Here is a 21,921-nt window from a genome sequence, read left to right as displayed (position 1 = left end):
CGGGTAACATGGTGCCATGAGCGCAGACCAGATGACGATCGGCGAGATGCTCGCCGCCACCGTGCCGATGGCCCGGACCCTGAACCTCGAGTTCCTGGAGACCACTCCGGAGAAGGCCGTGGTGGCGCTTCCGGACCAGGGCGACTTCCACAACCACGTCGGCGGGCCGCACGCCGGAGCGATGTTCACGCTGGGGGAGTCGGCGAGCGGGGCGATCGTCCTCGCCGCGTTCGGGGACCAGCTGTCGCGCGCCGTACCGCTCGCGGTCAGCGCCGACATCGCGTACAAGAAGCTCGCGATGGGTCCTGTCACCGCCACCGCGACGCTCGGCCGCCCCGCCGCCGAGGTCGTCGCCGAGCTCGATGCCGGTCAGCGCCCCGAGTTCCCCGTCGCCATCTCCATCCAGCGCGGTGACGGTGCCGTGACCGGCGAGATGACCGTCGTCTGGACGCTGCGCCCGAACAGCTGAGCCGAGTGCCCGACACGGGGCCTTGACCAGGGAGTACGACCTGGTCGGGGCCCTTTGTCGTGGGGCGGGGGTATGCGACGGGGTTCGGCGCCCGCCCGTCCCCTGCGCGGATGTGATGGGGTTCGGCGCCGGCGCATCCCCGCGGGCATACGGGCGGGTGTTCCGTCAGTCGTCGCTTCGGTTCTTGTCGGAGTGGCAGCAGTTTCTGTTCACTTCATTGACACGAGTCACCTCCGGTCATAGTTTTCGCGCCGTACCCGTGGTGCCTGACGGCACGTCAAGTCGTCTCTGTCGCAGAGTGTGTTCAAGGGGCGAACGCGACTGCCGTTGGCACGTGTACATGCGGTTCACAACGACGTGCCCGCGCACCGAAGGAGTGACGGCTCATGTCCCACACCTTTTCCCGGCGATCGACCCTGCGGCTTCTGGGCGGCGCCATCGCGGTCGCCGCGGCGGCCACCACTGCCGGTTCCGCCCCGCTCGCCTATGCGGAGTCCAGATCCGGCGCCGGCCCTCGTGTAGAGGGTTTGATCGGCAAACTCACCCTTGACGAGAAGATCTCCCTGCTGCACGGCGCCACCGACCCCAACTCGCTCGGCCAGGCCGGATACGTGCCCGGAGTCCCGCGCCTCGGTATCCCCCCGCTCCGCCTCGCCGACGGCCCGGCCGGCGTCCGTGTCACTCAGCACGCGACGGCTCTGCCCGCCCCCGTCCTGCTCGCCTCGGCCTTCGACCCCGGCCTTGCCCGCAGCTACGGCCAGGTCATCGGGCGCGAGGGCCGCGCCCTGGGCCAGGACGTGCTGCTCTCCCCGATGGTCAACCTCATCCGCACCCCGTACGCGGGCCGCAACTTCGAGACCTTCAGCGAGGATCCGCTGCTGGCCGGCGACCTGGTCGCGGCGGAGATCCGCGGCATCCAGGGCGAGGGACTCATCGCCACCGTCAAGCACTTCGCGATGAACAACCAGGAGAAGGACCGCAACTCCATCGATGTGCGGGTCGGCGAACAGACCATGCACGAGGTCGAGCTGCGCGGTTTCGAGGCAGCCGTCGCCGCCCGCACCGGCGCCGTCATGGGCGCGTACAACAAGGTCAACGGCACCTTCGCCTGCGAGAACAAGACGCTCCTCACCGATGTCCTGCGTGACCAATGGGGCTTCGAGGGCTGGGTGATGACCGACTGGTTCGCCGCCCACAGCACCGACGCCGCGATCACCGCGGGCCTCGACATGGAGATGCCCGGCGGCACCTACTTCGGCGACGCCCTGAAGACTGCCGTCCAGAACGGCAGCGTCTCCGAGACGTACGTCGACCGTGCCGTGCGCCGCATCCTCGCGGTGATGGACCGCTTCGGGCTGCTCGACGGGAGCGTCCCGCCCCGCCCGGCCCGCGACCCCGAGGCGGGCGCCGCCGTCGCCCTGGAGGTGGCCAAGGCCGGGGCGACCCTGCTGCGCAACGAACACCACGCGCTGCCCCTGACCGGAGCCGCCGCCCGCAGCATCGCCGTCGTCGGACCCACCGGATCGCTTCCGTTCGTCAGCGGCGGCGGCAGCGCGCACGTCGTCCCCGACCACGCCGACAGCCCGCTCGACGCCATCAAGTCCCGCGCGGGACGCGGCGCTCACGTCTCGTACTCCCTCGGTGAGGACCTCTTCGGGAAGCCCATCCCCGCGAGCGCGCTGAGCCCGGCCTTCACCACCGAGGCCCAGGCCGTCGCCGCCGGGCAGACCTGGACCTACGAGGGGATGCTCACCGCCGCGGACGACGACGAGTGGACCTTCGTCATCCACTACTCGGGCGTGCGGCCCAAGGTGCTCCTCGACGGCGAGGACCTGTTCCCGGTGGCGCCCGGCTACGGCGAGTACTTCTCGGGCGGACTCGTCTCCGCCGCACCCGACGGCCTGTCCGTACGCCGCAAGGCGCTCAGCCTCACCACGGGTGCGCACAAGCTCCAGATCACCGCGCAGGGCGGCACCGGCGGGCAGCTGTTCCGGCTGCGGCGCATCACCGGGGCGACCCGCGCGCAGGACGTCGCCGAGGCGGTCGAGGCCGCGCGCGCCGCGCACAGCGTCGTCGTCTTCGCCTACGAGGACGCGACCGAGGGCCTGGACCGCACGACCATCGCGCTGCCCGGTCACCAGAGTGAGCTGATCGAGGCGGTCACGGCGGCGAATCCCCGTACGACCGTCGTCCTCAACACCTCCTCCTCGACCTCCATGCCGTGGCTGCGGAGCACGGGCGCCGTGCTCCAGATGTACTACCCGGGCCAGGAGGGCGCGGCCGCCACCGCCGCCGTCCTGTTCGGGGACTGCGATCCCGGCGGCCGGCTCACCCAGTCCTTCGCGGTCGACGACGACCACCACCCGGTCGCCGGGGACCCACGCCGCTACCCGGGCGTCGACGGCACCGAGGAGTACTCGGAGGGCATCCACGCCGGCTACCGCTGGTACGACGCCGAGGATGTGCGCCCGCTGTTCCCCTTCGGTCACGGATTGTCATACACCTCCTTCACGTACGACGATCTGCGTGTCCGCCGGGCCCGCCAAGGCCTCGAAGTGAGCTTCACCGTGCGCAACACCGGGCGGCGCGACGGCATCGAGGTCGCGCAGGTCTACGTCGGTCCGTCACCGGATCTCCGACTCGACCAGGCCGTACGGGTGTTGGGCGGCTACCGGCGGCTCGCGCTGCGCGCGGGGGAGCGGCGCCGGGTCACCGTGGTCGTCGAGAAGGGCACGCTCTCCTCCTGGGACGCGAAGCGGCACGACTGGGTGCTCGGCACCGGGCGCCGCACGGTGTGGGCGGGTGCGTCCTCGCGAGATCTGCGACTGCGGACGACCGCGGAGGTGAGCGCGTGATACGCCGCCTGGCCATCGGGCTCACCGCCCTCGCCACCTTCCTCGTCGCCCCGGCGCCGGCCCAGTCCGCGTCCGAATCCACCGCCCAGCACACCCTCGTGCGTACGGAGGCGGGCTGGGTCCGCGGCGAAACCACCACCGAGGGACGACAGTTCCTCGGCATCCCGTACGCCGAGCCGCCCGTCGGCGACCTCCGCTGGAAGAACCCGCAGCCCGTCGAACCCTGGAGAGGTGTACGCATCGCACAGGACTTCGGCAACCGTTGTGTACAGACGGCGAGTTGGGACCCGGGGTACGAACAGCCCACCCACACCGAGGACTGCCTCGACCTCAATGTGTACGTCCCCGACGGCGCCGGACGGCGACCGGTGATGGTCTGGCTGCACGGTGGCGGGCTCACCGCGGGCGCGGGCGCGGACATCGTGCCCGACACTTTCGCCCGGCAGACCGGCGCGGTCGTCGTGACCGTCAACTACCGCCTGGGCGCGATGGGTTTCCTCGCCACGGCCGGACTCGACGGCGAGGCGCGCGACGGGGTCTCCGGCAACTTCGGGATGCTCGACCAGCAGGCCGCGCTGCGCTGGGTGCGCGCCAACATCGGCCGCTTCGGCGGCGATCCGGGCCGCGTCACCATCGCGGGCGAGTCGGCGGGCGGCCGTTCGGTCTGCACCCAGATGGCGTCGCCGACCTCAAAGGGCCTGTACCGGGCGGGAATTGTCGAGAGCGGCGCGTACGGGAACTGTGCGGCACGCACGCACGAAACGGCCGTCGCGGCCGGTGCGGCCTTCGCGAAGAAGGCGGGCTGCGCCGATCTCTCACTCGCCTGTCTGCGGGGCAAGTCCTCCGAGGAGATCCTCGCGGCCCAGGCCGGCTTCGACTGGGGGCCCGTCGTGGGCGGTGACTTCCTGCCCGTGCAGCCCTTCGAGGCGTACGCGAAGGGGGCTGCCGCCCGGGTCCCCGTGCTGAACGGGGCGAACCAGGACGAGGGGCGTCTCTTCGCCTTCGGGCAGTTCGACGCGAGTGGCACGCCGCTCACCGCCGAGCTGTATCCGGTGGTCGTGAAGGCCGTCTTCGGCGCGGACCAGGGCGAGCGGGTGCTCGCGCGCTACCCGCTGTCGGACTACCCCTCCCCGACCATCGCCTATGGCACCGCCTTCGGCGACTACCTGATGGCCTGCCCGGCGCTCCGGCTCGACGGCGCGCTCGCGACCCGGGGTCCTGTCTACTCGTACGAGTTCGCCGACCGCACCTCACCGCCGTTCGCCTCGCTGCGCAATCTGCACACGGACTTCGACTTCGGCGCGACCCACGTCAACGAGGTGCAGTACCTCTTCAAGCACTTCGGGCTGGAAACACCGCTGAACGCGGAGCAGCGGGTGCTCTCGCGGCAGATGGTGCGGTACTGGGGATCCTTCATCCGCGGCGGTGTGCCGCGGGCGGACGGTCAGCCCGCGGTGCCCGCGGGCACCGGGCGGGTGCTCTCGCTGCGGACGGCCTCCGCGGGCGGGAACATCCTCAGCACCACCGTCCACAGCGAGCACCGGTGTGACCTCTGGGACTCCGCCACGTGAGGCCGACCAGGTAGGCTGCCCGGCGTGCGCTCAGGGGGGAGCGCACGCCGGGTGATCATGCGCAGCGCAGGTGCCCGGGTCAGGCACAGCGAAACGGGAGGAACTGGCGTTGCACGTCCAGGAGTGGCTCGAGACGGTGCCCGCGGTCAGCATCTACGCGCTGGTGGCCCTGGTCATCGGCCTGGAGAGCCTGGGCATCCCGTTGCCCGGCGAGATCATCCTGATCTCGGCGGCGCTGCTCTCCTCCCAGCACGACGGCATCAACCCGGTCGTCCTCGGCGCCTGCGCCAGCGTCGGCGCGATCGTCGGCGACTCCATCGGCTATGCCATCGGCCGCAAGGGCGGACGCCCGCTCCTCGCCTGGCTCGGCGGGAAGTTCCCCAAGCACTTCAGCGAGGGCCACATCGCCACGGCTGAGCGCTCCTTCGAGAAGTGGGGCATGTGGGCCGTCTTCTTCGGCCGCTTCGTCGCCCTGCTGCGGATCTTCGCGGGGCCGCTCGCGGGTGTGCTGAGGATGCCGTACTGGAAGTTCCTGATCGCCAACGTGCTCGGCGGGATCATCTGGGCCGGGGGTACGACCGCGGTCATCTACTACGTGGGTGTGGTCGCCGAGTCGTGGCTCAAGCGGTTCTCGTACCTCGGCCTCGTGGCGGCGCTGCTCATCGGGCTCGCTTCGATGCTGATCGTCAGGCGGAAGGCGAAGAGGGTCTCGGCCGAGCGGGAGACGGCGGAGCGAGAGCCCGTTGCAGCCGCCGAGTAAGTTCCGTCGGATCGGAAACTGCGGGACGTTTGTGGCTGGTCGCGCCCACGCGGCGGAGCCGCACAATGTCACAGCCTCGCGCCCCTGAGAGGGGCGCGTTTCCCTCCCGCCGGGTTACTCGTGGGCCTCTTTGTGGGCCTTTGCCAGGTCCACGTACAAGGTGCCGTTGAGGGAGATGCCCTCGCGTTCCTCGGCCGTCAGCCGGCGCTTGACCTTGGCCGGGACACCCGCGACGAGGGAGCCCGGAGGGACCTGCATGCCCTGGGGGACCAGGGCCTGGGCGGCCACCAGTGAGCCGGCGCCGATCACCGCGCCGTTGAGCACCGTGGCGCCCATGCCGATCAGGCAGTCGTCCTCGACGGTGGCGCCGTGCAGCACGGCGTTGTGGCCGATGGAGACGCGCTCGCCGACGGTGATGGGGAAGCCGGGGTCCACATGAAGGCTGCAATTGTCCTGGACATTGCTGCTGGCGCCGATGACGATCGGACCGCAGTCGGCGCGCAGCACCGCGCCGTACCAGACGCTCGCGCCCTCGTGCAGCGTGACGTCCCCGATGACCACGGACGTGGGCGCCGCGAAGGCCTCCGGGTCCACCTGCGGTTCCTTGCCGCCGATCCCCATGATCAGCGCCTGATGCGTCATCACCGTCTCCGTGTCTCGTCGTAGTGCGGTACACGGGCACCGTATGCCATCGTTCCCTGCCCCGGTGGGGTGAAGATCACAGCCGTACGAGCTCATCGGCGCACCTCGCGCTGAGTACCGTGAGCGGGTGCCCAAGAGCAAGAACACGTTCTCATCATGGCGGCGCCGCCTCGCGCAGCGCGCCGTCCACGCGGGCTGGGCTTGGGTGCAGCGCACGGGGGCGGTCACGGCCGAGCACCCGGGACGGCTCCGCTTCGGGGCCATAGGAACACATACCAGGCTGGCCTTCCCGCTGGGCACGGTCTTCGGCGAACCCTGGATCCACCTCGGCTCCCACTGCATCGTCGCCGAACAGGTCACGCTGACCGCCGGTCTGATGCCCGACCTCGACCTCGGCGCCGACCCGATCCTGCGCATCGGCGACGGCGTCGTGCTCGGCCGCGGCAGCCACGTCATCGCCGACACGACGGTCACCATCGGCAGCGACTGCTACTTCGGGCCGTACGTCTACGTCACGTCGACGAACCACTCGTACGACGATCCGCACCAGCCCATCGGCAAGCAGTGGCCCCGGATGGAACCGGTGGAGATCGGGCCGGGCTGCTGGATCGGGACCGGGGCCGTGATCCTGCCGGGGGCGCGGATCGGGCGGAACGTCGTGGTGGCGGCCGGTGCGGTGGTACGCGGTGCGGTGCCGGACCACTCGGTCGTGGCGGGCGCTCCCGCGCGCGTCGTGCGGCGCTGGGACCCGGTGGAGGGATGGCAGCCGCCGTTGCGGACCCCGGCGCCGGTGCCGATTCCCGACGGGGTGACGCCGGAGCAGTTGCTGGCGCTGTCGGGGCTGGATGAGGAGGCCGCGGCGCGGCTGGCGGAGCTGGACCTCGATGCCGAGGGCTCCTCCGGGGACGTACGCGCGGAGTCCTGAGCGGGTCGCCCCGCCTCAGCCCGTCGCCAACAGCACTGTGCCGACCAGGGCCAGACCCGCTCCCGCCGCCTGCACTCCGCGCAGCCGTTCGCTGAGGATGCCGCGCGCCGCCAGGGCCGTGACCACCGGATAGAGCGAGGCGAGGACGGCGGCCACGGTGACCGGGCCGTGCTGGGCGGCGACCGAGTACGTGCCGTTGGCCGCGACATCGGCGAGGCCGACGAAGGCGAGCGCGGGCAGGGAGCTCCAGGGGAAACCGCCTTCGGGGACGGCCCGGGCGCCCCGCTTCACCGAGACGTAGAGGGCCGTGCCGCCCACCGCCACGTTGGTCACGCGCTGGACGAACAGCGCGAGGAACAGCCCGGTGACCGACGACGACGCCTCCGCGATCAGCGCGAACACCGTGCCGAAGCCGAGCGCCGCGAGCAGCGTGAGGAGGATCGCCTGCCGCTGCACGGGGGCGCCCCGCAGTTGGGGCCCGCCCGCGAGGACGACACCCGCGACGGCGACCGCGATGCCCGCGATCTGCAGCAGCCCAGGACGCTCGCCCAGGACGAGTCCCACGGTGATCGGGACGGCCACGGCGAGCGAACCGAGCGGGGAGACGACTCCCATCGAGCCCAGGGCGAGCGCCTTGTAGAAGGAGAGCAGGGCGACCGGGCCCACCAGCCCGGCGGCGAACGCGAACCACAGCTGCGGTCCGGCCGCGCTCCAGCCGCCGGTGGCGACCACGATGGCGCCAAGGACCGCCGCCGCGATCGCCTGGGAGACGACGACCACCGTGAGAGCGGGCGTACGCCGGGTCAGCAGTCCTCCGCCGAAGTCGGCCAGGCCCCACAGGAGGCTGGTGGCCAGGGCGAAGAGTGCTGTCACGGGATGCCTCGCAGTACAGTTCGGTGAACGATCAGGTGCACCACACCATAGTTCACCTGATTGAACTCTGTCATCCAGAATATTGGACGGAATGTGTCGGATCTCGACCTGCTGACTCAGTCCCTGGCGCGCAACGTGAAGCGCTGGCGCACCGAGCGCGGCTTCACCCTGGACGCACTCGCCGCGCGCGCCGGAGTCAGCCGCGGCATGCTCATCCAGATCGAGCAGGCCAGGACCAACCCCAGCATCGGCACCATCGTCAAGATCGGTGACGCGCTCGGCGTCAGCATCACCACCCTCCTCGACTACGAGCAGGGCCCCAAGGTCCGGATCGTCCCGGCCGACCAGGCCGTACGGCTGTGGCACACCGACGCGGGCAGCTACAACCGGCTGCTCGCGGGCACCGAGGCACCCGGCCCGCTGGAGATGTGGGACTGGCGGCTCATGCCCGGCGACGGCAGCCCCTCGGACCCGCACCCCGCCGGCACCGTCGAACTCGTCCATGTCATGGCGGGCGAGATGACCCTCACGGTCGACGGGGTCGAGTACCTCGTGCCCGAGGGTGCGAGCGTGTCGTTCGAGGCCAACACCCCTCACACGTACGCCAACAAGGGCGATGCGCCGGTGGAGATGATCATGGCCGTGTCGGTCCCACTCGTGCACTGAGACACCCGACGGGCGCGCACGGACGCGGCTGTTAGCGTGCCGTCATGCGCGCACCCCTCGGACACTTCGGCCACGCCATGCCCGCCCCCGACTGCCTCGGTGAACTCATCCGCCCGGTCGCCGACGCCGTACGCGACTGGCGGGGCAGCATCCCCGCCGACCAGATCGTCTACGTCGACACGGACCCCGAGTGGGCCGACACGGCCACCTTCGTCGAGCACTACGGTCAGGAACTGCTCGACCAGTCCGCCAACTGCGTGGTCGTCGCGGGCAGGCGCGGCGGCGACACCACGCTCGCCGCGTGCGTCGTCCTGTCCACCACCCGCGTCGATGTCAACGGCGCCGTGCGTCGCCAACTGGGCGCCCGCAAGGCCTCGTTCGCGCCGATGGACGCGGCGCTCGCCGCGTGCGTCGTCCTGTCCACCACCCGCGTCGATGTCAACGGCGCCGTGCGTCGCCAACTGGGCGCCCGCAAGGCCTCGTTCGCGCCGATGGACGCGGCGACCGGCGAGACCGGCATGGAGTACGGCGGCATCACTCCGCTCGGACTCCCCGGCGACTGGCCCGTGTTGGTGGACTCGGCCGTGGTGGAGTTGCCGTATGTACTGGTGGGCAGTGGCCGGCGGCGCGGGAAGCTGCTGGTCCCGGGGAAGGTGTTCGCGGAGCTGCCGAACGTGGTCGTGCTGGAGGGGCTGGGGATTGCCTGAGCCCCTTCGCGGACAGGGAAGTTGGCTGTACGCCCGGTCTCCCTGTCGTGTCGCGGGGAGGCCGGGCGTCCGCCTCGCGGGCCCTGATCAGGCGGCCGTGTGATGGGCCAGAGCCAGGTGTGGGTCCGTTTCCCCGGGCGCGGGTGTCGGATCGGCGTGCACCAGGGCCGCGGTGAGCTTCGGTACGGCGTGCAGCAGCGCGTGTTCCGCCTCGACCGCGATGTGGTGGGCCTGACGCACGCTCACCTCGCCGTCGACGACGACCGCCACCTCGGCGCGCAGCCGGTGCCCGATCCAGCGCAGCCGCAGTTCCCCCACCTCGCGTACGCCGGGCACCTCCCGCAGCGCCTGCTCGGCCCGGTCCACCAACTCCGGGTCCACGGCGTCCATCACGCGCCGGAACACCTCGCGCGTGGCATCGCGCAGCACCAACAGGATCGCGGCCGTGATCGCCAACCCCACCAGCGGGTCGGCGAGTTGCCAGCCGAGCGCCGCGCCGCCCGCGCCCACCAGTACGGCAAGTGAGGTGAACCCGTCCGTACGCGCGTGGAGTCCGTCCGCGACGAGCGCGGCGGAGCCGATCTCGCGGCCGACGCGGATGCGGTGCCGGGCGACCCACTCGTTGCCGAGGAAGCCGATGAGCGCGGCCGCCGCGACGACCGGGACGTGCCGCATGGGCTGCGGGTCGAGCAGCCGCTCGACCGCCGTCCAGGCCGCGAAGGTCCCGGAAGCGGCGATCGTCAGCACGATCACGATGCCCGCGAGGTCCTCCGCCCGCCCGTAGCCGTAGGTGAAGCGTCGCGTCGCCGCGCGCCGGCCCAGCACGAAGGCGATCCCGAGCGGTACGGCGGTCAGTGCGTCGGCGGCGTTGTGCACGGTGTCGCCGAGCAGTGCGACCGAGCCCGAGACCACGACAACGACCGCCTGCGCCAAGGCCGTTGCGCCGAGGACGGCCAGGGAGAGCCGGAGCGCCCGCATGCCCCGGGCCGACGACTCCAGGGCGGAGTCGAGTTTGTCGGCGGTTTCGTGGGAGTGCGGGGTGATGAGGTGGCGCAGGCGACTCGCGAGGGTGTGGGGATGGGGATGGGCGTGCGGGTGCTTGTGTGTGCGGTCGTGACCCTGCGGGTGGGTGTGACCGTGCTGATGGGCGTCGCCGTGCGCGTCGCGGCCGTGCTCGTGACCGTACGAGTGGTCGTGGCCGTGCTGGTGACCCTCCGCGTGGTCGTTTTCCAGGCCGTGCTCGTGGTGGTGCCGGTCGCTCACGGGGGACCCCTTCCGGTGCGCGGGAGTGGACGTGTCGGCGTCCACAGGGCCATTATGTGCGTATGAGCGCACGCATGCACCTGTCATCTGCGCATGATGCGCACCCGCGCACCCCCGGCGAGGAACAGTTCGCGCTCGCCGCCGAACTCCTCGCCCTCCTGGGCGACCGCACCCGTCTCGCGCTGCTCCATGCCCTGACCGGCGGCGAGGCCGACGTCACCACCCTCACGGAGGCGTGCGGCGCCGCACGCCCGGCCGTCAGTCAGCATCTGGCGCGGCTCCGTCTCGCCGGGCTCGTGAACACCCGGAAGGAAGGCCGCCGGGTGATCTACTCGCTCGGCGACGGCCATCTGCGCCGGGTGGTCGACGAGGCGCTGAGCCTGGCCGACCACCGCATCAGCGACCGGCCCGCGCACGACTGAGGGCGACCAGGAGGCCGTACGCCCCCACGGTCGTCGTACCCCTCAGTCGTCGCTGTCGTCCTCGCCCGCCTCCAGCAGGTTCGCCGCCGCGCCCACGACGCTCGGGTCCGGGCTGCCGACGACCTCCTCGTCCTTGTCGGCGTAGTCGAACCGGGCCAGGACGCTGCGCATGGCCTCGACGCGGGCCCGCTTCTTGTCGTTGCTCTTCACCACGGTCCAGGGCGCCTGTTCGGTGTCCGTCTCGCGGAACATGGCGACCTTGGCCGCCGTGTAGTCGTCCCAGCGGTCCAGCGAGGCCAGGTCCATCGGGCTCAGCTTCCACTGCCGCACGGGATCGACCTGGCGGATCGTGAAGCGCGTGCGCTGCTCGCCCTGCGACACCGAGAACCAGTACTTGATCAGATCCACCCCGTCGTCCACGAGCATCCGCTCGAAGGCGGGCGCCTGCCGCATGAAGCGCCGGTACTCGTCGTCCGTGCAGAAGCCCATCACGCGCTCCACGCCCGCGCGGTTGTACCAGGACCGGTCGAACATCACGATCTCGCCCGCGGTCGGCAGATGCTCCACATACCGCTGGAAGTACCACTGGCCGCGCTCGCGTTCGGTCGGCTTCTCCAGGGCCACCACCCGGGCGCCGCGCGGGTTGAGGTGCTCGGTGAACCGTTTGATCGTGCCGCCCTTGCCGGCCGCGTCCCGCCCCTCGAAGACGATGACGAGACGCCGGCCGGTCTGCTTGATCCAGCTCTGCAGCTTCAGCAGCTCGATCTGCTGGAGCCGCTTGTGCCACTCGTATTCCTTGCGCTCCATACGCTGCGGGTACGGGTAGTTCTCCCGCCAGGTCTCCACCGGGCTGCCGTCCGGCCGGATCAGCACCGGGTCGTCATGATCGCTGTAGTCGACCCGCATGCCTGTCAGCAGTTCCGTCATCCGGCACTCCCCTTCCCCGCGATGCCCGTGTCCGTGCCCGAGTCCCTGCCCGAGTCCGCCCGTCTACGTATACGTGCTCGTGACGGTGACACTGGAACTGGGGCACGATCAGCGAAGGTCCGTCTCCCGATGGAAGCAATCGGAGGTGTACACGCGGCGAACCTGAGGCGAAGGACACCCGTGCCGGAGCAGAGGTGAACATGTGTTGCGGGCGTATCGGACGGAGTCCAGGTAGCCAAGGGATGCGGCGCGCGTAAACCGCTTGCCGTGATCGTCGCGCGGTCGTCAGCATGGCGTCATGCCGACCTTCACCGCACCTGACGGGACCCAACTCGCCTACCACGTACGGGGCGAGGGCGAGCCGCTGCTCTGCCTGCCCGGTGGGCCGATGCGCGCCTCCGCCTACCTCGGCGATCTCGGCGGGCTGGCGCGGCACCGCCGGCTGATCCTGCTCGACCTGCGGGGCACCGGCGACTCCGGCGTCCCGGCCGACCCGGCGACCTACCGCTGCGACCGACAGGCCGGCGACGTCGAGGCACTCCGCGCGCACCTCGGCCTGGAACGCGTCGATCTGCTCGCCCACTCGGCGGGCGGCGACCTCGCCCTCCTGTACGCGGCCCGGCATCCGCGGCGCATCCGCTCCCTCACCCTGGTCACCAGCCGGGCGAGGGCCCTCGGCGTCGACTTCACCGAGGAACACCGCAGAGAGGCTGCCGACCTGCGCAAGGCCGAGCCGTGGTTCGAGACCGCGTACGAGGCCTACGAACGTGTCTGGGCGGGTTCCGCGAGCGACGCCGACTGGGACGCCATCACCCCGTTCTTCTACGGCCGTTGGGACGCGGCCGCACAGGCGCATGCCTCGACCGACGCCGAGCAGAGCAATGAGGCCGCGGCGGAGCTCTATCCGGCCCCCGGAGCCTTCGATCCCGCCCAGGCCCGCGCGGCCGTCGCCTCGTGGGACGCGCGGGTGCTGCTCCTCGCGGGCGCGCTGGACAGCGGCCCGCTGCCACGCGTCGCCGCCGCCGTCGCGGAACTGTTTCCCCGGGCCGAGCTGACCGTGCAGCCGGGCGCCGGACACTTCCCGTGGCTCGACGACCCACGTGCCTTCAGTGAGACCGTCGCCGACTACCTCGACCGGGGGAAGTGACCGGCTCGGGTGGGCCGCGGGCCGCGGGCCGACCCGTCCGGACCGGCTCAGGCCAGCCGCAGGTCGACCCACTCGGCGGTCTCGCCCGGCAGCACATAGCGTTCGATCTCGATGAACCCGTGCTTCCGCGCGAACCGCAGTCCGTCCTCGTTGGCGGCCAGCACGACGGTCTCGATCGCCTCGGCGCCCAGCTCGCGCGCCTGCTTCAGCCCCCGTACGTACAGCTCCTCGCCGAACCCCTGACCGCGGTGCTCGGCGAGGACGCGCGCGATCACCGTTGCCGTGGCGGTGTCGTCCGTGGGCGGACGCACGGTCGTGCAGCCCACCAGGACGTCGCCGAGATACGCGACCTCCAGGTGGTTGCGCCGGACACGCTCGCGCACGTCGTCGAGCGACATGGCGGCGGGCGGGACGATCACATTGTGGACATCCTGCCAGTCCTTGAGACGGGCTTCGTTGTCCGGCTGTTCGATACGAAGAGTGGGCACCGGAGCAGGAAACCGGTCAGGTCCACGGGACGTCAACCGCATTTGGACGCACGGCAGTTCGAGGGTCAGCCGAGCCGGGGGATCTCGATGGCCGGGCAGAAGTCCATGACCATGTCGAGTCCGGTGGCCCGGGTCCGGTCGTACGCGGCCTCGTCGATGACGTCGAGCTGGAACCAGACGGCCTTGGCGCCCTTGGCGACCGCCTCGTCGGCGACGGGTCCCGCGAGATCGCTGTTCACGAAGACGTCGACGACATCGATCTCGAAGGGGATGTCCGCCAAGGAGGCGTATCCCTTCTCCCCGTGGACGGTCTCGGCCTTCGGGTGCACCGGAACGATGCGCTTGCCGTAGCGCTGGAGGACGTCGGCGACGCCGTATGCCGCGCGGCGCTGGTTCGAGGAGAGGCCGACGATCGCCCAGGTGTCACCGAGCTCGGTGAGGATCTTGCGGATCGTTGCCGGGTCGCCGTACATGGTCGGCCTCCTAAGGGTCCCTGTCATGGCTGCTCAGGGAGAAACAGCGGGCGTCACGGACTGATTCCCACCAGCTCCGTGTTGCGGTCGCCCGCCCCGCCCGCCCAGGCCTCCTGAACGCCGGCCCGCGCGCCGGCGGCCAGGCCCGGAGCGTTGTACGCCAGCTCCCGGTACAGGGAGGCGAGGCCCACCGCCGAGAGGTCGTCGAAGCCGGGGGCGGTGCGGTGCGGGGCGGCCGACTCGATGAGTGTGGTGAACAGGGACACCGTGCCGTCTCCGTTGTCGACCAGTTCGAACAGCCGGGCGTGGTGCGGATAGTCCACGTGGGAGGCGGTGTTGACCTCCCAGAAGGAGCGGGCGGGCGTCGCGTGCGCGTGGGGAGTGATCCGGTTGACGTGACTGTGGCCGTTGATCCAGGCGACCACGTTCGGGAACCGGCCGAGCAGGGCGATGACCTCGGCGCCGTCGTGGCGCGGTTCGTCCGTGCGGGCGGCGTCGGGGCGGCGGGTCATGCTCGGGCTGTGGTGGTGGCTGAAGACCAGGATGCGGGCGTCGTCGGCGCTCGTATTGCGTACGAGACGGCCGTCCGCGTCGTAGGACCGGGAACTGTGCGCGGCAAGTGTCTGTTCCAGCCAGCGGAGTTGGCCGGTGCCGAGCGAACCCTCGTAGTGGCCGCTGCGGTACGTCGTGTCGATGCTGATGCCGATGACGTTCTCGGCGATCCGGAAGCTGTAGTACATCCGCTCGCCGTCGAGATGGTCCTCGGTATAGCCGTGGCCGACCGGCCCGGCGCCCGCGTGGGCGGGGTCGAGATGCGCGGCCAGGTAGTCGTGCGGGGTGCACAGCCGTCGTCGCGCGTCGGCCGTCACGGTCCGGGCCGAGGCCGCGTGTCTGCTCAGGATCGCCTTGAGCACCTCGCTCTTGGGGTCGTCGCCCGACCCGAGAGCCCTGGCGTAGGCGGCCGCGTCCGCGGCGGGCACCGACAGCAGCTTGCGGGAGCCGACCGCGAAGTCGCCGAGCGTGAGGGAGAGACACCCGCCGGGCAGATCGTCGTGGTTGCCGACCGTGGAGTACCAGGGGATACGGAGTCCCGGGCTGCTCACCGGCCGGGTCACGGCGTCGAGGAAACCCGGGATCAGGGGCAGCCCGCGCCGCTTGTCCAGGTCGCGCAGGGCCGAATCGCCGGGGTGCCAGTACAGGGGAAGCCCGGAGTTCTGGACGCCTTCGTACGCCGTCGGGTCACCGGTGTTGGGGGTGATCCGGCCGCCGCTCATCAGCGTGAGGAACCACTCCAGCTCGATCGCGGAGTTGTTGTCGACGTTGTCGCCCGTGGTCATCACGAACGCGGGCGGCAGATTGGTGTGCGGGCCCCCGCCGAGCGCGTTCACCTGCTCCACGAGCGCGACCGCGCCCGCGACGGTCAGCGCCTCCTGCGCCCGCCACGCGGTGGCCGTGCGGGACCGCAGGAACTCCGTGCGCAGCGGGTTCTGCACGTCGGCGAGGTGCAGGTCGGTGAACTGCACGAAGCACGCGAGCGCCGTACGCCGGTCCTCGCGGCCGGCCCGGGGAGGGGCGAGTTCTCCCCGTACGACGAGGGGCCAGCCGGGGCCCGGGACCAGCCGCCGGTAGGTGCCGGTGTGCGGGGCGCCGCCGAGGCGGGCCGTCGTCTCCAGGGTGGTCGTCCCGTACGGCGCGGGGCGCCTGGTGGTGCGGGCCTGCATGCGGGAGCCATCCCTTGCAGAGGGATGTGCGCGCTGCCTGGGCAGGAGCGCCCCCGCCGTACCGTGCGCCCCGGCTGCCACGGCGGCGGCCGAGGCGAGCAGGAAACGACGGCGGTTGATCGCGGACGCGGGTTCGGTCCCGGTCATGGGGCAGCCCTCCGGTGCCTCCGAGTGACGCACTGAGCGGAACCACTCATTCAGGCGCCGGGGGCACATGCGTGGCCTTGCCATGAACGCCGCGTGATGGCTTGCCGAAGCCAGTCGAACCCCTGTACGTGGGGCAGGGAATCCGGTGCACATCCGGAGCTGATCGCCGAGGTGTACGGGGTACGGGCCGCCGTCGCCCGCTCCGGGCCGGAAGACCGCCCGTACGTGCGGTACTTGGGGAGCATCGCCTGAGGCCGCCGTGCGTGTACGCGTGACCGGAATGGGTCCCACCTCCCTGCGCCCGGCCTCCGGTCCGCCTACGCTCACCTCGTGCTCCGTATCATCGACGCCCGAACGGGCGAGCCCACTGACGCCGCCCGCGCCCGCCGGAGTCTGGTCCGCGTCCACGCACGCGTGTCCGGGTCCGACACCACGGGTCTACGGGTGCTCCTCGTCGCCGACGTCCTCGTACGGGCCCTGGAAATCGGCGGAACACCGGTCTGGGCGACCTTGAGCGGCCCGGCGGACCAGGCGGAACTCCTGGCGAGTGCCGCGACGCTCGGTATCCGGCCGTTCGAGGACCACCACGACACCGCGCCCGGGCCGGGGGACGCGCGGACCATCCATGTGGTGGGCCCGGACCGGGACGCGGCAGTCGGCGCGCCGGCCGGCGACGTCCGCGTCCAGGTCGCCCCCGTGGAATCCGGCAGCGGTTCCGTGGATCCCACCGTCCTGCGCCTCGCCCTGCTCGCGCACCGCAGGGACGCCCCCCTGCGGCTCGACGCGGCCGTCCTGGACGACGCCGACGACACACTCACGCGGTGGCGCGCCGCGGTCGCCGGGTGGGCGACCCGGCCGTCCCGTCCCGTCCCCGATGACGTACGCCAACGGCTGCGCGCGGCCTGGGAGGACGACCTGGACGTACCCGGAGTCCTGAGCGTGCTGCGGTGGGTGGAGACGTCCGACGTGCCGGAGGGCGCCCGCTTCGAGACGTACGCCTACGCGGACCGGCTCCTCGGGCTCGAACTCACCCGGGAGATCGGGGCGGCGCTGTGATGGCGCGCGCCGGAGCCGGCCCGCTGCGCAGACTCGTCGTCCTGCGGCACGCCAAGTCCGCCTGGCCCACGGGCGTGCCCGACCACGAGCGGCCGCTCGCGCCGCGCGGCCGCCGCGACGCCCCGGCGGCCGGGCGCGCCCTCGCCGAGGCCGACTGTCTGCCGGACCTCGCCTTGTGCTCCACCGCCGTACGCGCCCGCCAGACCTGGGAGCTGGCCGCCGAGCAGTGGGGCACCCCGCCACCCGTACGGTTCGACGAGCGGCTGTACGGGGCGGACGTACCGGAGTTGCTGGAGGCCGTGCGCGAAGTCCCGGACCAGGTGCTGACGTTGCTGCTGATCGGGCACAACCCGGGCCTTGAGGAGCTGGTCCTCGAACTGGCGGGGGACGGCCTCGACGACGCGCTGGACGAGGTACGGACGAAGTTCCCGACCTCGGCCGTCGCGATCCTCGCCTGGCACGGCAACAGCTGGCAGGAACTCGCCCCCGGCACAGCCCTGTTGACGGACGTGACGGTGCCGCGAGGCAAGAAGCACTGACCTGCCGTGCGGTGTCGTGCCGCGACGCACAAGGCGCTGACCTGCCGTGCCCAGGGGCACGAAGGCCGGCCGGTCAGCCGACGTGGACCCGGGGCCTGCGATCGGGGTCGGGCTCGGCGCGGCGGAGCACCTCGCGGGTGACCGGAGCGACCTCGCCCTCGCCGAAGACGAGGAACCGCACGAGGTGGCTCAGCGGATTGCCCTCGGTCCAGTTGAAGTAGGCGTTCGGGACCTGGCCGGTGCGGTCGCGCAGCTGCATGAGGACGGCGGCGATGGTGTTGGGCACCGTCGCGCCTCCCACCCGCAGCCTGCGCACACCGTGCTTCTCGTCGCCGTGCACCGCGAGGTCGGCCGTGAAGTCCGAGGAATCCGTCACGAAGACCTCCAGGAACAGCACGGGGCGGCCGTCGGGGATGTGAGTGTGCTCGCGCTGGTTGTACTCCTTGGCGCGGTACGCCGTGGTGCTGTGCTCCTGCGGCTCGTTGGCGATCAGCTGCAGTGGTCCGCTCGCCGCGGCCTCGTCGATGAACCGGGCCGCCGCGTCGTCGAACGTGACGGCCGCGGCACGCAGCTCGAAGGCACGATGGACGCGCGAGGCGAACGACGTGATCAGGATCGCGAGGATGAAGATCAGCGCGATCTTGATGCCGTCGGGGCGCTCGATGACATTGGCGACCAGCGTGTACCCGAAGACCGCGGTGATCACGCCGAAGCCGAGCGCGGCGGCGCGACGGCCCTTCCTGTGCACGGCGACCGTCGAGGCGAAGGACGCGGAGAACATCAGGACCAGCACACCGGTCGCGTACGCGCCGCTCTGGTCGTCGACGTTCGCGTTGAACCACAGCGTGATGAGGACCGCGGCCGCCATGAAGACCAGGACCAGCGGGCGCACCGCACGGGTCCACTCCGGGGCCATGCCGTAGCGGGGCAGATAGCGCGGTACGAGGTTGAGCAGCCCGGCGAGCGCGGAGGCGCCCGCGAACCAGAGGATGGCGATGGTCGAGATGTCGTAGACCGTGCCGAAGGCCTCGCCCAGGTGCTCGTGCGCGAGATACGCGAGCGCGCGCCCGTTCGCCGGGCCGCCGCTCTTGAACGCGTCCTGCGGGATCAGGATCGTCGTCGCGAGGCTGGACAGCAGCAGGAAGCCGCTCATGATCACGGCGGCCGTGGTGAGCAGCCTGCGGGTCTCCCGGATCCGGCCCGTCGGCTTCGCGTACGTGTCCGTCGGGTCGCCCTCGACCTGCGGCATCACCGCCACACCCGTCTCGAAGCCGGACATGCCGAGCGCCAGCTTGGGGAAGACGAGGAGTGCCACGGCGATCATCGCGAGCGGCGAGGAGTGCTCGGCGGTCATCGCGTCGGTCCAGTCGCCGATCCTGACCGGGTGGCTCAGCACCTCCCAGGCGGCGACGGCCAGAACGACGACATTAAGTGTGAGATACGTCGCCACGAGCGCCACCGCGATGCCGATGGCCTCCTTGAAGCCTTTCAGGAAGACCGCACCCAGCGCGGCGACCAGGACGAGGGTGATCCAGGTGTTCCCGCCGTGCATCCAGTGCGGAGCGAACGGGTTCTCCACGACGTGCGCGGAGGCGTCCGCCGCCGACAGGGTGATCGTGATCAGGAAGTCGGTGGCCGCGAAGCCGAGCAGCACGAGAACGAAGATCTTCCCCGACCACCAGGGCAGCAGCCGCTCCAGCATCGCGATCGAACCCTCGCCGTGCGGGCTCTCGTGCGCGACCCGGCGGTAGACCGGGAGCGCGCCGAGCAGGGTCAGCGCGATCAGCACGAGTGTCGCGAGCGGGGAGAGCAGTCCGGCGGCGAGCGCGGCGATCCCCGGCTGGTAGCCGAGCGTGGAGAAGTAGTCCACGCCGGTGAGGCACATGACCCGCCACCACTTGTGGCCCCGGTGCTCGGCGTCCGGGGTGGCGTGCGGGCCCGGGTGACGGGCCGACTGCTCGCTCAGGCCCTCCAGTAGCCACGCCCGCCAGCGGGGCGTGGAAACGGAGGGCTCCGGATGGTCGGGCGTGTCCGCGCTCTCCACCTGAGTGCCGGTCATGCTGCGATCTCCCTGCGATCGGTCGGGCCACGGACGGGCCGTCGGCAAGGCCCGCGGTCCTCGGTGCGGCCTGGGGCTTTTGGTGTCGCCCAGGGGCTCCGGGCAACGAGGAGCGAGTATCCACCACCTCGCTGTCCGCCCCGCCCCCGGGGCGACCGCGTGGGGACGGGGCGTGCTGCACGCGCGCGTGCAGCACATACGCTGGCGTGATGCAGGACGAGTACCGCACAGTGGCCCGCGCGGGCGTGCACGAGACCGAGGTCAACCGCTCCCGGTTCCTGTGCGCTCTCGCCCCGGCCGCCACCGAGCAGGAGGCCCAGGACTTCATCGCCGGAGTCCGCAAGGAGCACGCCGACGCCACGCACAACTGCTACGCGTACGTCATCGGTGCCGACGCGTCCGTGCAGAAGGCGAGCGACGACGGCGAACCGGGCGGCACCGCGGGCGTCCCCATGCTCCAGATGCTGCTGCGCCGCGACATGCGGTACGTCGTCGCCGTCGTCACCCGCTACTACGGCGGGGTCAAGCTGGGCGCGGGCGGACTGATCAGGGCGTACGGCGGCTCGGTGGGCGAGGCGCTGGACACGCTGGGCACCCTCACGCGCCGGAGGTTCCGGCTGGCCACGGTGACGGTCGACCATCAGCGCGCCGGCAAGGTGCAGAACGACCTGCGGTCCACCGGGCGCGAGGTGCGTGACGTGCGGTACGGCGAGGGGGTCACCATCGAGATCGGGCTGCCCGACTCCGACGTGGAGGCCTTCCGGGCGTGGCTCGCGGACGCGACAGCGGGCACGGCGGGGTTCGAACTCGGGGGAGAGGCGTACGGGGACGCGTGAGCGGGGGCGGCGGTCCGACCGTCCTGCGGCGTGACGTGGGGCACGCGCGCGAGGGCAGGGACGCATGAGGTACGCGCGCGTGGAGCATGCGCGGCGTGACCTGCCGATGGCCGATACGGGAGTAGCCGCCCGTGATGTCCGACCCGCCCGTTAGTCTCGGGGATCATGAGGCTTCTGCACACTTCCGACTGGCATCTCGGCCGGGCGTTCCACCGGGTGAACATGCTCGGCGCCCAGGCCGAGTTCATCGGCCATCTCGTCACGACCGCGCGCGAGCGCGACGTGGACGCGGTGGTCGTGTCGGGGGATGTGTACGACCGGGCGGTGCCGCCGCTCGCCGCCGTCGAGCTCTTCGACGACGCCCTGCACCGGCTGGCCGACCTCGGTGTGCCCACGGTGATGATCTCGGGGAACCACGACTCGGCGCGCCGCCTCGGAGTCGGCGCGGGCCTCATCGGGCGCGCCGGCGTCCACCTGCGCACCGAGGCCTCGGCGTGCGGCACCCCCGTGGTGCTCCCCGACGCCCACGGCGACGTCGCCTTCTATGGCCTGCCGTATCTCGAACCGGCGTTGGTGAAGGACGAGTTCGGGGTCGAGAAGGCCGGGCACGAGGCGGTGCTCGCCGCCGCCATGGACCGGGTCCGCGCCGACCTCGCCACGCGCGCGCCGGGCACCCGGTCCGTCGTCCTCGCCCACGCCTTCGTCACCGGCGGCGAGGCCAGCGACAGCGAGCGGGACATCACCGTCGGCGGTGTCGCCTCCGTGCCCGCAGGGGTCTTCGACGGCGTCGACTACACCGCGCTCGGACATCTGCACGGCAGCCAGACCATCACCGAGCGCGTGCGCTACTCGGGCTCCCCGCTGCCGTACTCGTTCTCGGAGACCGACCACCGCAAGAGCATGTGGCTCGTGGACCTGGGCCCCGAGGGCTCCGTGACCGCCGAGCGGATCGACTGCCCCGTCCCCCGGGCGCTCGCCCGCATCCGGGGGCACCTGGAGGACCTGCTCGCCGATCCGGAGCTGGAGCGCCACGAGGAGGCGTGGGTCGAGGCGACCCTCACCGACCCGGTCCGCCCGGCCGATCCCATGGCGCGGCTGACCGAGCGCTTCCCGCACACGCTCAGCCTGGCCTTCGACCCGGAGCGGGCCCCCGAGGACCCGGACATCTCCTACGCCCGGCGGCTGGCCGGCCGCAGCGAACAGCAGATCGCGGAGGACTTCGTGGCCCATGTGCGCGGCGCGGGCCCCGATGTCGACGAACAGGTCGTGCTGCGGGACGCGTTCGACGCCGTCCGCGCCGACGAGGCCGTACGGGAGGTCGCCCGGTGAGGACACACCCGCTGGACATCAAGGCAGCCCCGGACGCCGGGCGGCC

The 21,921-nt window shown here is 71.5% G+C and carries 21 protein-coding genes; 13 read left to right on the top strand and 8 right to left on the bottom strand.

All coding sequences use genetic code 11. From position 1 onward, the window contains the following. Positions 1-31 precede the first annotated feature (31 nt). The 4 genes from AB5J50_RS08615 to AB5J50_RS08600 all read left to right on the top strand — a co-directional run bounded on the left by AB5J50_RS08615 (position 32) and on the right by AB5J50_RS08600 (position 5,655). The gene (locus AB5J50_RS08615) at positions 32-469 is read left to right on the top strand and encodes a DUF4442 domain-containing protein (protein ID WP_369265337.1); all 438 of its coding nucleotides are present in this window, start codon (positions 32-34) and stop codon (positions 467-469) included. 386 nt (positions 470-855) lie between these two features. Next, positions 856-3,324 (top strand): beta-glucosidase, encoded by a 2,469-nt coding sequence (locus AB5J50_RS08610; protein WP_369256446.1) that lies wholly within the window; start codon positions 856-858, stop codon positions 3,322-3,324. Next, positions 3,321-4,895 (top strand): carboxylesterase/lipase family protein, encoded by a 1,575-nt coding sequence (locus AB5J50_RS08605; protein ID WP_369256444.1) that lies wholly within the window; start codon positions 3,321-3,323, stop codon positions 4,893-4,895. Before AB5J50_RS08610 ends, AB5J50_RS08605 begins: the two co-directional genes overlap by 4 nt. 109 nt (positions 4,896-5,004) lie before the next feature. Beyond that, a complete protein-coding gene (locus tag AB5J50_RS08600; RefSeq protein WP_369256442.1) occupies positions 5,005-5,655 on the top strand; it encodes a DedA family protein in 651 nt (216 codons plus the stop codon). A 114-nt stretch (positions 5,656-5,769) separates the two neighbouring features. On the opposite strand, the gene AB5J50_RS08595 is transcribed toward AB5J50_RS08600, so the two are convergent. Continuing rightward, positions 5,770-6,297, bottom strand: coding sequence for a gamma carbonic anhydrase family protein (locus AB5J50_RS08595; RefSeq protein WP_369256440.1), 528 nt, complete (start codon positions 6,295-6,297; stop codon positions 5,770-5,772). 94 nt (positions 6,298-6,391) lie between these two features. Here AB5J50_RS08595 and AB5J50_RS08590 point away from each other — a divergent pair, with 94 nt between their 5' ends. Next, positions 6,392-7,222 (top strand): acyltransferase, encoded by an 831-nt coding sequence (locus tag AB5J50_RS08590; protein WP_369265336.1) that lies wholly within the window; start codon positions 6,392-6,394, stop codon positions 7,220-7,222. Positions 7,223-7,237: 15 nt separating this feature from the next. On the opposite strand, the gene AB5J50_RS08585 is transcribed toward AB5J50_RS08590, so the two are convergent. Then, entirely contained in the window at positions 7,238-8,095 is an 858-nt protein-coding gene (locus tag AB5J50_RS08585) for an EamA family transporter (RefSeq protein WP_369256438.1), read from the bottom strand. A gap of 93 nt (positions 8,096-8,188) precedes the next feature. Between AB5J50_RS08585 and AB5J50_RS08580 the strand changes: the two genes are divergently transcribed. Together AB5J50_RS08580 and AB5J50_RS08575 are read left to right on the top strand one after the other, a co-directional pair. Next, positions 8,189-8,761, top strand: a complete 573-nt coding sequence (locus AB5J50_RS08580; RefSeq protein ID WP_369256436.1) for a helix-turn-helix domain-containing protein — start codon at positions 8,189-8,191, stop codon at positions 8,759-8,761. Between the two features lie 44 nt (positions 8,762-8,805). After that, positions 8,806-9,468 (top strand): YbaK/EbsC family protein, encoded by a 663-nt coding sequence (locus AB5J50_RS08575; RefSeq protein ID WP_369256434.1) that lies wholly within the window; start codon positions 8,806-8,808, stop codon positions 9,466-9,468. A gap of 87 nt (positions 9,469-9,555) precedes the next feature. Here the strand turns inward: AB5J50_RS08575 and AB5J50_RS08570 are convergent, their stop codons facing one another. After that, complete coding sequence (locus tag AB5J50_RS08570) at positions 9,556-10,731, bottom strand: cation diffusion facilitator family transporter (protein WP_369256432.1); 1,176 nt, start codon at positions 10,729-10,731, stop codon at positions 9,556-9,558. Positions 10,732-10,793: 62 nt separating this feature from the next. Here AB5J50_RS08570 and AB5J50_RS08565 point away from each other — a divergent pair, with 62 nt between their 5' ends. After that, positions 10,794-11,153 carry a metalloregulator ArsR/SmtB family transcription factor gene (locus tag AB5J50_RS08565; protein WP_327427070.1) on the top strand — a complete coding sequence of 120 codons (360 nt, stop codon included), beginning with the start codon at positions 10,794-10,796 and terminating at the stop codon, positions 11,151-11,153. A gap of 42 nt (positions 11,154-11,195) precedes the next feature. Here AB5J50_RS08565 and ppk2 read toward each other — a convergent pair whose 3' ends face one another. Next, positions 11,196-12,080, bottom strand: coding sequence for a polyphosphate kinase 2 (gene ppk2, locus AB5J50_RS08560; RefSeq protein WP_327427069.1), 885 nt, complete (start codon positions 12,078-12,080; stop codon positions 11,196-11,198). A gap of 298 nt (positions 12,081-12,378) precedes the next feature. On the opposite strand from ppk2, the gene AB5J50_RS08555 reads away from it, so the two are divergent. Continuing rightward, positions 12,379-13,227: an alpha/beta fold hydrolase gene (locus AB5J50_RS08555; protein ID WP_369256429.1), complete on the top strand. Its 849-nt coding sequence runs from the start codon at positions 12,379-12,381 to the stop codon at positions 13,225-13,227. Between the two features lie 47 nt (positions 13,228-13,274). On the opposite strand, the gene AB5J50_RS08550 is transcribed toward AB5J50_RS08555, so the two are convergent. The 3 genes from AB5J50_RS08550 to AB5J50_RS08540 form a co-directional block, all read right to left on the bottom strand. Next, the gene (locus AB5J50_RS08550; protein WP_369256427.1) at positions 13,275-13,715 is read right to left on the bottom strand and encodes a GNAT family N-acetyltransferase; all 441 of its coding nucleotides are present in this window, start codon (positions 13,713-13,715) and stop codon (positions 13,275-13,277) included. A 65-nt stretch (positions 13,716-13,780) separates the two neighbouring features. Beyond that, positions 13,781-14,188: a CoA-binding protein gene (locus AB5J50_RS08545; RefSeq protein ID WP_369256425.1), complete on the bottom strand. Its 408-nt coding sequence runs from the start codon at positions 14,186-14,188 to the stop codon at positions 13,781-13,783. 53 nt (positions 14,189-14,241) lie between these two features. Next, entirely contained in the window at positions 14,242-16,056 is a 1,815-nt protein-coding gene (locus AB5J50_RS08540) for a TIGR03767 family metallophosphoesterase (protein WP_369256423.1), read from the bottom strand. A 330-nt stretch (positions 16,057-16,386) separates the two neighbouring features. Between AB5J50_RS08540 and AB5J50_RS08535 the strand changes: the two genes are divergently transcribed. Both AB5J50_RS08535 and AB5J50_RS08530 read left to right on the top strand, forming a co-directional pair. Beyond that, positions 16,387-17,112 carry a hypothetical protein gene (locus AB5J50_RS08535; protein WP_369256421.1) on the top strand — a complete coding sequence of 242 codons (726 nt, stop codon included), beginning with the start codon at positions 16,387-16,389 and terminating at the stop codon, positions 17,110-17,112. After that, complete coding sequence (locus tag AB5J50_RS08530) at positions 17,109-17,651, top strand: histidine phosphatase family protein (protein ID WP_369256419.1); 543 nt, start codon at positions 17,109-17,111, stop codon at positions 17,649-17,651. Before AB5J50_RS08535 ends, AB5J50_RS08530 begins: the two co-directional genes overlap by 4 nt. Before the next feature lie 73 nt (positions 17,652-17,724). Here AB5J50_RS08530 and AB5J50_RS08525 read toward each other — a convergent pair whose 3' ends face one another. Then, on the bottom strand, positions 17,725-19,710 hold the full coding sequence (locus AB5J50_RS08525; RefSeq protein WP_369256417.1) for an amino acid transporter: 1,986 nt from the start codon (positions 19,708-19,710) through the stop codon (positions 17,725-17,727). Between the two features lie 209 nt (positions 19,711-19,919). On the opposite strand from AB5J50_RS08525, the gene AB5J50_RS08520 reads away from it, so the two are divergent. Next, the gene (locus AB5J50_RS08520) at positions 19,920-20,546 is read left to right on the top strand and encodes a YigZ family protein (RefSeq protein ID WP_369256415.1); all 627 of its coding nucleotides are present in this window, start codon (positions 19,920-19,922) and stop codon (positions 20,544-20,546) included. Between the two features lie 165 nt (positions 20,547-20,711). Further along, positions 20,712-21,875: an exonuclease SbcCD subunit D gene (locus AB5J50_RS08515; RefSeq protein ID WP_369256413.1), complete on the top strand. Its 1,164-nt coding sequence runs from the start codon at positions 20,712-20,714 to the stop codon at positions 21,873-21,875. The last annotated feature ends 46 nt before the right edge of the window (positions 21,876-21,921 follow it).

This window comes from Streptomyces sp. R35, from assembly GCF_041053035.1.
Classification (GTDB): domain Bacteria; phylum Actinomycetota; class Actinomycetes; order Streptomycetales; family Streptomycetaceae; genus Streptomyces; species Streptomyces lutosisoli.
Note: the sequence above shows the minus strand (reverse complement) of the source record. Positions and strands in the feature narration are given on the sequence as shown.